General features: G+C 56.1%; 11 protein-coding genes. 2 read left to right on the top strand and 9 right to left on the bottom strand.

The annotated features are described in order from the left end of the window. The first annotated feature begins 35 nt into the window (after positions 1-35). Positions 36-1,484 carry an N-acetylglucosamine-binding protein GbpA gene (gene gbpA, locus J2Y91_RS12090; protein ID WP_133624524.1) on the top strand — a complete coding sequence of 483 codons (1,449 nt, stop codon included), beginning with the start codon at positions 36-38 and terminating at the stop codon, positions 1,482-1,484. Positions 1,485-1,725: 241 nt separating this feature from the next. Here gbpA and secA read toward each other — a convergent pair whose 3' ends face one another. Both secA and secM read right to left on the bottom strand, forming a co-directional pair. Next, positions 1,726-4,431, bottom strand: a complete 2,706-nt coding sequence (gene secA / locus J2Y91_RS12085; protein ID WP_133624526.1) for a preprotein translocase subunit SecA — start codon at positions 4,429-4,431, stop codon at positions 1,726-1,728. A 69-nt stretch (positions 4,432-4,500) separates the two neighbouring features. Beyond that, complete coding sequence (secM, locus tag J2Y91_RS12080; protein ID WP_048914889.1) at positions 4,501-5,007, bottom strand: secA translation cis-regulator SecM; 507 nt, start codon at positions 5,005-5,007, stop codon at positions 4,501-4,503. 21 nt (positions 5,008-5,028) lie between these two features. Here secM and J2Y91_RS12075 point away from each other — a divergent pair, with 21 nt between their 5' ends. Then, on the top strand, positions 5,029-5,544 hold the full coding sequence (locus J2Y91_RS12075) for a DUF721 domain-containing protein (protein WP_133624528.1): 516 nt from the start codon (positions 5,029-5,031) through the stop codon (positions 5,542-5,544). Positions 5,545-5,552: 8 nt separating this feature from the next. Here the strand turns inward: J2Y91_RS12075 and lpxC are convergent, their stop codons facing one another. The 7 genes from lpxC to murG form a co-directional block, all read right to left on the bottom strand. Further along, positions 5,553-6,470: a UDP-3-O-acyl-N-acetylglucosamine deacetylase gene (gene lpxC / locus J2Y91_RS12070; protein ID WP_048914887.1), complete on the bottom strand. Its 918-nt coding sequence runs from the start codon at positions 6,468-6,470 to the stop codon at positions 5,553-5,555. A gap of 103 nt (positions 6,471-6,573) precedes the next feature. Next, on the bottom strand, positions 6,574-7,728 hold the full coding sequence (gene ftsZ / locus J2Y91_RS12065) for a cell division protein FtsZ (protein ID WP_048914886.1): 1,155 nt from the start codon (positions 7,726-7,728) through the stop codon (positions 6,574-6,576). A gap of 73 nt (positions 7,729-7,801) precedes the next feature. Continuing rightward, positions 7,802-9,058, bottom strand: coding sequence for a cell division protein FtsA (ftsA, locus tag J2Y91_RS12060; protein ID WP_048914885.1), 1,257 nt, complete (start codon positions 9,056-9,058; stop codon positions 7,802-7,804). Continuing rightward, entirely contained in the window at positions 9,055-9,900 is an 846-nt protein-coding gene (gene ftsQ, locus J2Y91_RS12055; protein WP_048914884.1) for a cell division protein FtsQ, read from the bottom strand. The genes ftsA and ftsQ overlap by 4 nt, the downstream gene beginning before the upstream one ends. A 1-nt stretch (position 9,901) precedes the next feature. After that, positions 9,902-10,822, bottom strand: a complete 921-nt coding sequence (locus J2Y91_RS12050) for a D-alanine--D-alanine ligase (protein ID WP_048914883.1) — start codon at positions 10,820-10,822, stop codon at positions 9,902-9,904. After that, positions 10,815-12,290: a UDP-N-acetylmuramate--L-alanine ligase gene (gene murC, locus J2Y91_RS12045; RefSeq protein WP_133624530.1), complete on the bottom strand. Its 1,476-nt coding sequence runs from the start codon at positions 12,288-12,290 to the stop codon at positions 10,815-10,817. Before murC ends, J2Y91_RS12050 begins: the two co-directional genes overlap by 8 nt. A gap of 47 nt (positions 12,291-12,337) precedes the next feature. After that, on the bottom strand, positions 12,338-13,396 hold the full coding sequence (gene murG, locus J2Y91_RS12040; RefSeq protein WP_253538447.1) for an undecaprenyldiphospho-muramoylpentapeptide beta-N-acetylglucosaminyltransferase: 1,059 nt from the start codon (positions 13,394-13,396) through the stop codon (positions 12,338-12,340). Between the last annotated feature and the right edge of the window lie 2 nt (positions 13,397-13,398).

Below are 13,398 nucleotides of genomic sequence, written 5' to 3'. Positions count from 1 at the left end.
GTATCCACTTTATATCTGGAATTATGGAATAGAAAATGATGAAACTGAACAAAGTCGCCCTGGCATTATCTTCACTGTTAGTCAGCGGTGGCGCTTTGGCCCACGGTTATGTCACCGAGCCGCCTTCACGCGACCTGCTGTGCCAGAAAGGGGTGAACACCGACTGCGGCAATGCCGCCTACGAGCCGCAGAGCGTGGGTGAGTCTCACAAAGGCTTCCCGGGTGCGGGCACCCCGCCGGATGGCAAACTGGCTAGCGGTAATAACGACAATAGCGAGAGTTTGGCTGCAAGGCTGAATGAGCAGACCAGCGAACGCTGGGCAAAAAATAAGATTCAGGCCGGTGAACATAACTTCTCATGGCACTTTACCGCGGTACATGCCACGCAAAACTGGAAATACTTCATCACCAAGCCAGGCTGGAACCCAAATAAAGTCCTGACGCGCGACTCGTTTGAATTAACGCCATTCTGCGTGCATGACGGTAAAGAGATTGTTCCGCCGAACGATATCACCCACAGCTGTACTATCCCGGAGCGCAGCGGTTACCACGTGATTTACGCTAACTGGGAAGTATCTAACACCGCGAACACCTTCTATAAGATGATCGACGTCGAGTTTGAAGATACCGTCCCTTCCGAGTGGAAAAAAACCATCGGTACCATCTCGCCAAAAGTGGCGCTGAAAGCGGGCGACAGCGTGAAAACCCGCGTATTTGGTCCTGATGAGCGCCCTGAGCTGAGCACCACCCTCACCATTAACAGCGACGCCGAAGGCGATATCAACATCTGGTCAAAAGCACTGGCTGCACGTATCAATGCGCAACAGCCTGACCTGCGCGCCGGCCAGAAAAATAACCAGGGCGAAGTTAACCCGGTTGAGGGGATGAATACCATTTATACCCGCGATGGCAGCGGCCTGACGCGCGTGGAAATTGAGCTGGACACGCACGAAGAAGTTAAACCGGTGATGGAGATCGGCGGGGTAAAAAATCAGTACACCATTACCGATGGCCACGCACCTATTGAGCTGACCGCTACCGTAACCGGTGAGATGGTGATTAACGCCAAGCTGTTCGATAAACATAACACCCTGCTCGGCTTTGGCAGCGAAACGGTGAAAGACGGTAGCGTTAACGTGGCGCTGCAAAATAAGAACCTGAAGCCAGGCAACTACACCCTGACCGTAGTGGGTATCACCCGCGATCAGCAGATGCTGCAGCAGAGCTTCGATCTGACCCTGAGCGAAGCGGCTGGCGGCGGTGATTATCAGTTCACCTACCCGGAAAACATCAAGCAGTACGTAGGCGGCACCAAAGTTCTGCAGCCAAAAGATGGCAAAGTGTATGAGTGTAATAAAGGCCAGACCAGCGGCTGGTGCACCATCTACGCTGCCAGCGCTAACCACTACGAGCCGGGCGTAGGCGGCTACTGGAAAGATGCGTGGAGCGAAGTGGGCACTGCGGCTAAGTCTCATAAGCACTAATACCTGAATCCATGTAGCGGAAAGCAGGTCTTTAATACCCTGACGCCCCCGGCCTGAATGGCCGGGGGCGTTTTTTTATTTCTTCCTGCCGCCGCAATAGCGCGGGGGCAGAGGGGGCGGAGCCCTGCCTCAGTCGCGGCAAAAAAAAAGCCGCAGCGTTATCCGCTGCGGCAATTTTATTCGCTTCACTGGCTGACATCAGGTCGGCATCGCCGCCTCTCGATGTTACCGTGCTGCTGGGTTAAGCCAGACGGCCGTGACACTGCTTATATTTCTTACCGGAACCGCATGGGCACAGGTCATTGCGCCCCACTTTACGCTCGCCAGTCTGCTCAGAGAGTGACTGCGCGGCTTCCGTGTCGGCATCAGCGTGGCTCAGCTGCTGCTGCTGCGCCAGATGTTCAGCTTCCTGACGGCGCTGCTCTTCCATCTGCTCAATCTCTTCCGGCATGCGCACCTGAACCTTGCTCAGGGTGCTAATCACTTCGTATTTCAGTGACTCCAGCATTGCGGCAAACATCGCGAAGGACTCTCGCTTGTACTCCTGCTTCGGATCTTTCTGCGCGTAGCCACGCAAATGGATGCCCTGACGCAGGTAATCCATCGCCGCCAGGTGCTCTTTCCACAGCGAGTCCAGCGTTTGCAGCATCACGCCTTTTTCGAAGTTGCGCATCATTTCCACGCCAACCACTTCTTCTTTGCGCTGATACTGGGCTTTTGCCTCTTCCATGATGCGCTCACGCAGCGTTTCTTCATGCAGATCCGGCTCTTTATCCAGCCACTCGGCAATCGGCAGATTGAGGTCGAAGTCGTTGCTCAGGCGCTCCTGCAGGCCAGCAACATCCCACATCTCTTCCAGAGACTGCGGTGGGATATAGCCATCAATGGTGGCTTTGAACACGTCTTCACGAATGCTGGCGATAGTTTCTGACACGTCAGAGACGTCGAGCAGTTCGTTACGCTGGGTATAGATGGCACGGCGCTGGTCGCTGGCAACGTCATCGTACTCCAGCAGCTGCTTACGGATATCAAAGTTGCGGCTTTCCACTTTGCGCTGGGCGTTAGCAATCGCTTTGGTCACCCACGGGTGCTCAATCGCTTCGCCCGGTTTCATCCCCAGTTTACGCATCATGTTGGTGACGCGGTCCGAGGCGAAAATACGCATCAGGGCATCTTCCATCGACAGGTAGAAACGGGATGAACCGTTATCGCCCTGACGACCTGAACGGCCGCGCAGCTGGTTATCGATACGGCGTGATTCATGGCGTTCCGTACCAATGATATGCAGACCGCCTGACGCCAGCACCGCGTCGTGGCGAACTTTCCACGCGCTCTTGATCGCTTCGATCTGCTCTTCGGTTGGATTTTCAAGCGCCGCAATCTCTGCCTGCCAGCTGCCGCCCAGCACGATGTCGGTACCGCGACCGGCCATGTTGGTGGCGATGGTCACGGCTGAAGGCTGACCCGCCTGCGCCACGATATCCGCTTCGCGGGCGTGGAATTTGGCGTTAAGCACTTCGTGTTTAATGCCCGCTTTGTTTAGCTCATGGGACACCACTTCGGATTTTTCAATCGAAATAGTACCGACCAGCACCGGCTGACCGTTAGCGGTACGCTCGCGGATATCTTCGATGATCGCGCCGATCTTCTCCATTTCGGTCATGTAGACCAGATCCGGCAGATCCTTACGCACCATTGGGCGGTTAGTCGGTACGACAATGGTATCCAGCTTGTAGATTGAACTGAATTCAAACGCTTCGGTATCGGCGGTACCGGTCATCCCGGCCAGTTTGTTATACAGACGGAAGTAGTTCTGGAAGGTAATCGAGGCCAGCGTCTGGTTCTCGTTCTGAATTTCCACACCCTCTTTGGCTTCCACCGCCTGATGCAGGCCGTCAGACCAGCGACGCCCCTGCATGGTACGACCGGTGTGCTCATCAACGATAATCACTTCGCCATCTTTAACGATGTAGTCAACGTCGCGGGTAAACAGCACGTGCGCGCGCAGTGCGGCGGTGACGTGGTGCATCATCATGATGTTGCCCGGCGAGTAGAGGGATTCACCCTCCTGCATAATGCCTTCGCTGACCATCAGCTCTTCAACGGCGACCAGACCACGTTCGGTCAGGTGAACCTGGCGCGCTTTCTCATCAACGGAGAAGTGGCCTTCGCCCTGGAAGGTATCGGAATCCTCTTTCTCCTGACGGATCAGGCGCGGAATGATTTTGTTCACCTGGATGTAAAGTTCAGAGCTGTCTTCCGCCGGGCCGGAGATGATCAGCGGCGTACGCGCTTCATCAATCAGAATGGAGTCAACCTCATCCACCAGCGCATAGTTCAGTTTGCGCTGCACGCGGTCTTCCGGGCTGAAGGCCATGTTGTCGCGCAGGTAGTCAAAACCGTATTCGTTGTTGGTGCCGTAGGTGATATCGGCGGCATAGGCGGCACGCTTGGCCGGAGCCGGCATGCCCGGCAGGTTGATACCAATGCTCAGGCCGAGGAATTCAAACAGCGCACGGTTGTTTTCGGCGTCACGCTGGGCCAGGTAGTCATTCACGGTAACCACGTGGACGCCCTTGCCGCTCAGCGCATTAAGGTAGGCTGGCAGCGTTGCCGTCAGGGTTTTACCTTCACCGGTACGCATCTCGGCGATGCAGCGATCGTTCAGCACCATACCGCCCAGCAGCTGCACGTCAAAGTGGCGCATGCCGAATACGCGTTTACTCGCTTCACGAACGGTGGCGAACGCTTCCGGGATCAGGTTTTCCAGCTCTTCGCCTTTCTCCAGGCGTGCGCGGAACTCAACGGTTTTCGCTTTCAGCTCGTCGTCAGACAGCTTAACGAAATCGGGTTCCATCTTGTTGATCAGGTCTACCGCTTTGCGCATACGACGCAGCGTGCGGTCGTTACTGCTACCAAAAACTTTGGTTAATAATTTGATTAACATAGTAAATAATTCTCTCAGCCACCGCGTTTACGATGGACACTTAACGTTTAATTTTAAACAGATTGGTTGTTATGAATTAAGTGCAGATAGCGGTCCGGCGCGAATGCCGTGAACCTGTGCCAGCCACAGGCCGGTTTGATGGCGGGGAACGGCTTCAACCTGACGTTGGGCCGTCGTGCGAATGATGACCGGCGGTTTCGCTTCATGGGTCAGCAGCGCGTTAAGGGTGTCGAGCAGCGCCAGCTTATGGGCTTCAAGCGGCTGGGTCTCTTCCGCCACCGGGGAAACCGATGGCGTAAGCGTAAATGACAGGTGGCGGATAACCGTGCGGATCGCGTGCTGATGCCAGTAATCTACGCTGAATGAAGGGCGACGCGCACTCTCCAGCAGCGCCAGGCTCTCAAAACGCACCGCCGTGCCAATATTCAGGCTTCGCGACGAGGTTTCTGCTAAGGTAGGGCGATCGTGCGCTGACGCGTGCGGCAGGCCAAGACTCGCCGCGACCATCCCCAACAGGAGATGCGGCCAGAAATAACGTCTGCCAAATTGTCGCCAACGATTAAGAATACCGATCACTGTGTTCCGCCGGAGCTTGCTATGCGCGATAGTCGCCCACAATCAATTGAGAGTTTTTTCGACCATGCTCAGGAGAAGAGCGCGCTGCAAAACGTGCAGCAGCGAGCTATTGCTCTGAACAAACTGAACCGCGCAGTGCAGGGCATTCTTCCTGCCCAACTGCATCCCTGGTGCCGCGTGGCAAACTTTCGTCAGGGCGTTCTGGTGATCGAAACGGCTAATGCTAACTGGCTGATGCGCTTACGCTACGAACAGTCCAGCTTGCTGTCAGCTTTACGTGCGCAAATATTACCATCATTGACGTCAATCGACATCAGGATAAATCCATCGCTGGCGGCAAAAGGCCAGGAATCTGTGCAAGAAAACAGCACTCGAGCGAAAGACGCGGAGAAACCGCCTTTGAGGCAGCTGAGTGAGCATAGCGCGGAGATTTTACGGAGTGTCGCGAGCCAAAGCCCGGAAAAGCTGAAGAAAATATTAGAACGACTGGCCTCACTGGCCGGAGAGGGTACCAGCTCAACCAGTCGTAATAAGTAGGTTCAGGCTTACGCCAGAACCAGATTGGGTGCCTTGAATGTCACCGGGAGTGTTGCTTCGTCTTCAAACGTTGCCCATTCCCATGCTTCCTGCTTAGCCAGAACAGCCTGCAACAGCTTATTGTTCAGGGCATGGCCAGATTTGAATGCGGTAAACGCACCAATGATGTTATGGCCACACATGTACAGGTCACCGATAGCATCGAGCATTTTATGACGCACAAATTCATCTTCGAAACGCAGGCCATCTTCGTTCAATACACGGTAGTCATCTACCACGATTGCGCAGTCAAAGCTGCCGCCGAGGCACAGGCCACGGGACTGCAGTGCTTCGATGTCACGCATGAAGCCGAAAGTACGAGCACGACTGATCTGACGCGCGAAGGCTTCCGCAGAGAATTCCATGCGGTAGCGCTGGGAGCTGGAGTCAATCGCCGGATGGTTAAAATCAATGGTGAAATCCAGTGAGAAACCATTGTACGGCGTAAACTCAGCCCATTTGTCGCCATCTTCAACCCGGACAGGCTGTTTGATGCGCACAAACTTCTTAGCGCTATTCAGCTCTTCAATACCTGCGTCCATCAGCAGATAGATAAAGGGTGCGGCGCTGCCATCCATAATTGGAATTTCAGGCGCGTTCACTTCCACCACAATATTATCAATGCCAAGGCCTGCAAGGGCTGCATTCAGGTGTTCGACTGTCGAAATACGTACGTCATGCTCATTAACCAGGCAAGTACAGAGCATGGTATCACGCACGGATTTGGCATCAGCCGGGAAATCAACCGGTGGATTCAAGTCAGTGCGACGATAGATGACCCCGGTATTAGCCGGCGCAGGGCGTAACGTCAGCGTGACTTTCTTGCCGGTATGTAACCCGACGCCAGTCGTCTGAACAATACGTTTTAATGTCCGTTGTTTGATCATCGCATTATCTCGCAAAAATTAGCCATCCGACCGCCAGTTTACTTCACTGGCGGGCGAACAGTTTAACACAAAGAGCGAAGAATCCCAATTTCTCGGGTTATTCCTAGTCTGCCTGCTTGCGCAGGAAGGCTGGAATGTCCAGATAGTCAGGCTCTTTGTTAGTCTGTGTGCCCGGATCGTTGACCACTTTCGCCGCAGGTTTCTGCTCCTGTGGCAGCGGGGCCATACCGTGCTGCTGGTAACGGTGATCCATCACTGGCTGAGTGGTCTGCTTATTGGTCACCAGCGTAATTTCTGGACGTTTGTCCATGCCGATACCGGTAGCCACCACGGTCACACGCAGTTCGTCGTTCATTTCCGGGTCAAGGGAAGTACCGATAACCACGGTTGCGTTGTCAGAAGCGAAGGCGCGGATGGTGTTACCCACGGTTTCGAACTCATCCAGACGCAGGTCGAAGCCAGCGGTGATGTTAACCAGCACGCCGCGTGCGCCAGACAGGTCGATATCTTCCAACAGTGGGCTGGAGATCGCCATTTCTGCCGCTTCTTCCGCACGGTCTTCGCCACAGGCCACGCCAGAACCCATCATCGCGTAGCCCATTTCGGACATTACGGTGCGCACGTCGGCAAAGTCGACGTTCATCAGTCCCGGACGGGTGATCAGCTCTGCGATACCCTGTACCGCGCCTTTCAGCACGTCATTAGCCGCGCCGAACGCGTCCAGCAGAGAGATACCGCGACCCAGCACCTTCAGCAGCTTGTCGTTTGGAATGGTGATCAGTGAGTCGACGTGCTTAGACAGCTCGGCAATCCCCTGCTCGGCAAAAGCCATGCGCTTTTTGCCTTCAAAGTTAAATGGCTTAGTCACCACTGCAACGGTCAGAATACCGAGGTCTTTGGCCACTTCAGCCACGACTGGCGCAGCGCCCGTACCGGTACCACCGCCCATACCCGCAGCGATAAATACCATGTCTGCACCTTCCAGTGCCTGACGCAGTGCTTCGCGATCTTCTTCGGCGGAGTTACGGCCGACTTCCGGGTTTGCCCCAGCGCCCAGACCTTTAGTAATTCCGTTACCGATCTGAATCGTCTGGCCTACCGCAGTTTTACGCAATGCCTGAGCATCGGTATTCACCGCGAAGAACTCAACGCCTTCGATACGCTCACGCACCATATGCTCTACGGCGTTACCGCCGCCGCCGCCGACGCCGATGACTTTAATCACCGCGTCATTGGTTAATTCCATTGGTTCAAACATAATTTCTCTCCGTTATGTGCCTGTTCGCCTGGAGATCACTAAATAAGTCTAGCATGATCCCCTATGGTAAAAATTAAAACTCTTTTCTCAGCCAGCTGTTGATTTTCTTGAACCAGTTACCCACTGAGGCTCTTTTTTCTACTTCTGCTTCACCGTTAAGGTGAGACTCTTTTCCGTAGTGCAGTAAGCCCACCGCCGTTGAGTAGTAAGGCTCCTGCGCGTAATCCGTTAATCCTGTAATGTTCAGCGGCTGTCCGATACGCACCTGCGTGTGGAAGACACGCTGGGCGCAAGCCGCCAATCCTTCAATCTGTGCCGCGCCGCCGGTCAACACAATTCCGGCCGCGAGGTGATGTTTCACGCCCTGCTGGCGAAGCTGCTCCTGCAGCTGCAGGATTTCGTCATTCACCAGGTTCAGCAGCTCGGTGTAACGCGGTTCAATCACTTCAGCCAGCGTCTGGCGCTGCAGGCTGCGCGGTGGACGCCCACCTACGCTTGGCACTTCGACGTTTTCGTCTTTGCCAACAATCGAACCCAGCGCACAACCGTGACGCACTTTGATCGCTTCCGCGTCGGTTGGCGGAGTGCCGAAGGCGTAAGCGATATCGCTGGTCACCACGTTGCCCGCGTACGGGATAACCTTGGTGTGGCGCAGTGCGCCGCCGGTGTAAACCGCGATATCCATGGTACCGCCGCCGACATCGACTACGCAGACGCCCAGCTCGCGCTCATCTTCGGTCAGCACGGCAAAGCTCGATGCCAGACCGGCGAAAATCAGTTGGTCAACTTTCAGGCCGCAACGTTCAACCGCTTTGACGATGTTTTTCGCCATATCGTTGTGGCAGGTGATCAGGTGCACTTTCGCCTGCATGCGCACGCCCGATAATCCGACCGGGTTTTTGATCCCTTCCTGATAGTCGATCGCATATTCTTGCGGAATAACATGGAGGATGCGGTGTTCATCGCGAACACGGACGGATTTAGCGGTATGTACCACATTCTCCACATCTTCCTGCGTCACTTCCTCTTCGGAAATAGGAACCATCCCTATTTCGTTCTGGCAGCTGATATGTTTGCCCGATAATGCAAGGTAAACCGACGAAATCTGACAGTCCGCCATCAGTTCGGCCTGATCGATAGCGCGCTGAACGCATTTCACTACCGACTCCAGGTCGTTAACGCCGCCTTTATCCATCCCGCGAGACGGGCAGCTGCCCACCCCGATAATATTAACCATGCCATCAGGCAGAACTTCCCCTACCAGGGCGGCAACCTTCGCGGTGCCTATCTCGAGTCCAACTACCAGTTTTCTGTCCGTCGACTTGATCATTGTTGTTTAGCCTGTGCCTGATTCTGTTGCTGTTGCTGATTACTGTCAGCGGCCGCCATCGGCGCCGGTGCCCATCCTACTGCCGCGCCAGAGTCGTAACGCAGGTCTACGTAGCTGATACGTTTGTTCTCCGCCTGGCCCTGACGTTGCAGGGTAGGCAGTAACTCGATGAAACGCTGCAGACGTTTCATATCCTCGTTACGCCCTAACTCCAGACGGGTGTCATCTTCTAACACCAGCTGCCATGAACGCCTTGCGGTCATGGACGCCGCCTTCAATTTCAATTTGCTGGCCGCCAGCGCGTTACTCATCTGGTGGTAGCCGGCTAACACTTCAGATTCGCTGCCTTCCGGGCCATACAGCATCGGCATATTTTCTTTACCGAGATGACTGGCCGGGACGCTGAACGATTTGCCTTCTGCATCAACCATATGCACATCATTCCAGCGTGCAACCGGAACGTACTCAACCAGATGAATCTTTAATTCGTCCGGCCACTGCTTGCGCACGCTCACCTGCTGGATCCACGGCAAGCGCTCAATCTGCTGCTGAATAACATCCACATCCTGCGACATAAAAGTGCCAGGTTCGCCAAGCGACAAAATCGCCTGGCGGATGTCATCATTGGTGGTGTAGTGCGTCTGCCCGGTCACTACCAGCTTTGACAGCGGCAGCTGCGAGGCATCGTTCATCCATTTCAGCACCACAAACCCACCGGCCAGCATCACGCCCAGTACCATCGCCAGAAAGATCATCCCGGCAAGGCGTGAACCGTTACTGCGCCCGGTGCGCGCTTTTTCCTGCGCTTCGCGGTTACGGACATTCAGAGCAGCCTGGGACATATCAGTCCGCCAGCTCCAGAATGCGCGCCACCAGCTGCGAGAAGGTCATCCCGGCCTGTTTTGCCGCCATTGGCACCAGGCTATGGCTGGTCATACCCGGTGACGTGTTGACTTCCAGCAGATAGAAACGGCCATCACCGCCCATCATCACGTCTACGCGGCCCCAGCCGCTGCAACCCAGCGCGCGCCAGGCGGCGAGGGTCAGTTCGCTCAGTTCCGCTTCCTGTTCGGCACTCAATCCTGACGGGCAGAAGTATTGAGTATCGTCAGAAATGTATTTAGCTTCATAGTCATAGAACTCGCTGGCGGTTTTTATTCTGATTGACGGCAGAATTTGATCGCCAATCACGCCAACGGTGTACTCAGGGCCGCTTAAAAAGGCTTCCACCAGCACTTCATCGTCGTGGCGGAAGGCTTCATCCAGCGCAGCAGGGAACTGATACGCCTCGTTCACCCGCGAGATCCCCACGCTTGAACCTTCACGGCTCGGCTTGACGAACAGCGGCAGGCCAAGGGCATCAATGCTGGCCAGCTCATCCGCCGTCAGGCCTTCATCCATCTGGGCGCGCGTCAGCGCGACAAATGGCGCCACCGGCAGCCCACAGCCCTGCCACAGATACTTACTGCGCAGTTTGTCCATCGTGATGGCCGAGGCCATTACGCCGCTGCCGGTGTAAGGGATCTGCAGAAATTCCAGCACGCCCTGTAAGGTGCCATCTTCACCGCCGCGACCGTGCAGGGCAATAAAGGCTTTGGCAAACCCTTCCTCTTTCAGTCGCATCACCGGGAAATCACGGATGTCGACCGGATGTGCATCAATGCCTGCATCCTGCAGGCCTTGCAGAACGGCAGCGCCCGATAACAGCGATACGTCACGTTCTGCGGAGGTTCCACCCAGCAATACCGCTACTTTCTCAGCCATGATGTTCCTCTTTAATCGTCTGCGGTTGTAACTTAAGCTCAGCCAGCGTGCGGGCGATACGGCCAACGTTGCCGGCGCCCTGCACTAAAATAAGGTCGTTACCGGTCAGCTTCGGTAACAGCATTTCCAGCACGGCATCATGGTCAGACACCAGAATCGGGTCGACTTTGCCACGACCACGAATGGTGCGGCACAGAGAGCGGCTGTCGGCGCCGGGGATCGGTGCCTCACCGGCGGCGTAAACATCCAGCATCAGCAGCACATCGACCTGTGACAGCACGTTGGCAAAATCGTCATACAGATCGCGGGTGCGCGTGTAGCGGTGTGGCTGGAAGATCATCACCAGATTTTTATCCGGCCAGCCGGCACGCGCGGCTTTAATCGTCACGTCAACTTCGGTCGGATGATGGCCGTAATCGTCCACCAGCATCGCGCTGCCTGCCTGGCCGTTCACTTCTGCCAGCGGATATTCACCGAGGAAGTCGAAGCGGCGCCCGGTGCCCTGGAAACTCAGTAGCGCGCTGAGGATTTCATCATCCTCAATGCCCTCTTCCGTCGCCACGGCAACCGCAGCGGCGGCGTTAAGCGCGTTATGGCGGCCCGGGGCGTTCAATGTTACGTGCATCAGCGGTTTGTCGTGGCGTACCAGGGTAAAGAAGCCCTGTGCGCCGCGCTGTTGGTAATTTTCCACCCGCACATCGGCGTCATCGCTAAAGCCATAGGTGGTGATCTGGCGCCCGACGCGCGGGATCAAATCGCGGATCACCGCGTCATCCACGCACATCACCGCACGGCCATAAAACGGCAGGTTGTGCAGGAAGTTGATAAACGTCTGCTTCAGATTTTCGAAGTCGCCCTGGTAGGTATCCATGTGGTCGGCTTCGATATTGGTGACAATCGCCACCATCGGCTGCAGATGCAGGAATGAGGCATCGCTCTCGTCCGCTTCCGCAATCAGGTAACGGCTGCTGCCAAGGCGCGCGTGGGTTCCCGCCGCTTTCACCAGCCCACCGTTAACGAAAGTCGGGTCGAGGCCGCCTTCGGCATAAATGCTGGAGACCATCGCCGTGGTGGTGGTTTTGCCGTGCGTACCAGCAACGGCAATACCGTGGCGGAAGCGCATCAGTTCAGCCAGCATCTCAGCACGGCGGATCACCGGGATACGCGCTTCGCGTGCGGCAACCACTTCCGGGTTGTCCTGCGAGACAGCGGTAGAGACCACCACCACGCTGGCATCGCTGACGTTCTCCGGGCGATGGTTAAAATAGATCGTTGCGCCCAACGCGCTCAGATGCTGAGTCACCGCATTCGGCGCCAGGTCTGAACCGCTAATTTCATAGCCTTCATTCGCTAACACTTCGGCAATACCGCCCATGCCGGCACCACCGATGCCAACAAAGTGGATGTGCCGGACGCGACGCATCTCGGGCACGATAGAACGCAGTTTTGCCAGTTGCTGTGTATTCATCTGTTACCTGTGTTGCTGCGGGTCAGACCTGCCTGCCCCTACAAAAATCATTTGGCCGCTTTACTGACTTCAGCTGCGACACGTTCGGTTGCATCCGGGATCGCCACCGCGCGGGCTTTTTCTGCCATGTTCAGCAGCGTTGCGCGATCCCATCCTGCCAGCGTTGCCGCCACCACCTCACTGGTGAACTGCGGCTGCTCGTAAATTTTGGCGGCACCGGCCTGCTCCAGCGGCAGGGCATTCCAGTACTGCTGACGATCTTTATGCTGAAACGGCACAAATATCGCCGGTAATCCTGCCGCAGCCACTTCGCTGACGGTCAGCGCGCCGGAACGGCACACCACCACATCAGCCCAGGCGTAGGCGGCGGCTATATCGTCGATGAACTCGGACACCTTATGCTGCGTCTGGTTCACCTGAATGTAGCCCTGATTCACTTCATCCAGCGCGCCTTTACCCACCTGGTGCCACAGCGTAATGCTGTCACCCAGCCTGGCCGCCACCTGCGGCATGGTCTGGTTCAGTACGCGGGCGCCCTGACTGCCACCGATCACCAGCACGCGCGTCGGGCCTTCACGCCCGGCTAAGCGTACCGCCGGCAGAGGCAGTGCCAACACGTCGGTTCGCACCGGGTTCCCCACCACTTCCGCCTTAGGGAAGGCACCTGGGAAGGCCTGCATCACTTTGCTGGCAATCTTCGCCAGCCATTTGTTAGTCAGACCCGCAATGCCGTTCTGCTCATGCAGCACCACCGGAATACCGCAGCTCCACGCGGCCAGACCGCCGGGGCCGGAAACGTAACCGCCCATTCCCAGTACCACATCCGGCTGCCAGGCTTTCATAATCGCCCGCGCCTGACGCCAGGCGTTGAAGATGCGCAGTGGCGCCGCCAGTAATGCTTTGATGCCTTTGCCACGCAGCCCGCTGATGCGAATAAAATCAATTTCGATGCCGTGCTTCGGCACCAGGTCCGCTTCCATACGGTCAGCGGTTCCAAGCCAGCGTACCTGCCAGCCCTGCGCCATCAGATGGTGTGCCACCGCCAGCCCGGGGAAAACATGCCCACCGGTTCCGCCAGCCATCACCATCAGTCGCTTTCCAGTCATCA

Source organism: Erwinia aphidicola (assembly GCF_024169515.1).
In the GTDB taxonomy this organism is placed as follows: domain Bacteria; phylum Pseudomonadota; class Gammaproteobacteria; order Enterobacterales; family Enterobacteriaceae; genus Erwinia; species Erwinia aphidicola.
The sequence above is the reverse complement of the archived record's forward strand: the minus strand, read 5'-3'. Positions and strand labels throughout refer to the sequence as shown.

What these genes read in the sequence shown, in the direction of transcription:
- J2Y91_RS12050 (WP_048914883.1), bottom strand. Translation starts at nt 10,822, where the DNA reads ATGGCTGAGAAAGTAGCGGTATTGCTGGGTGGAACCTCCGCAGAACGT.
- secA (WP_133624526.1), bottom strand. Translation starts at nt 4,431, where the DNA reads ATGTTAATCAAATTATTAACCAAAGTTTTTGGTAGCAGTAACGACCGC.
- murG (WP_253538447.1), bottom strand. Translation starts at nt 13,396, where the DNA reads ATGACTGGAAAGCGACTGATGGTGATGGCTGGCGGAACCGGTGGGCAT.
- ftsZ (WP_048914886.1), bottom strand. Translation starts at nt 7,728, where the DNA reads ATGTTTGAACCAATGGAATTAACCAATGACGCGGTGATTAAAGTCATC.
- gbpA (WP_133624524.1), top strand. Translation starts at nt 36, where the DNA reads ATGATGAAACTGAACAAAGTCGCCCTGGCATTATCTTCACTGTTAGTC.
- J2Y91_RS12075 (WP_133624528.1), top strand. Translation starts at nt 5,029, where the DNA reads ATGCGCGATAGTCGCCCACAATCAATTGAGAGTTTTTTCGACCATGCT.
- ftsA (WP_048914885.1), bottom strand. Translation starts at nt 9,058, where the DNA reads ATGATCAAGTCGACGGACAGAAAACTGGTAGTTGGACTCGAGATAGGC.
- ftsQ (WP_048914884.1), bottom strand. Translation starts at nt 9,900, where the DNA reads ATGTCCCAGGCTGCTCTGAATGTCCGTAACCGCGAAGCGCAGGAAAAA.
- murC (WP_133624530.1), bottom strand. Translation starts at nt 12,290, where the DNA reads ATGAATACACAGCAACTGGCAAAACTGCGTTCTATCGTGCCCGAGATG.
- lpxC (WP_048914887.1), bottom strand. Translation starts at nt 6,470, where the DNA reads ATGATCAAACAACGGACATTAAAACGTATTGTTCAGACGACTGGCGTC.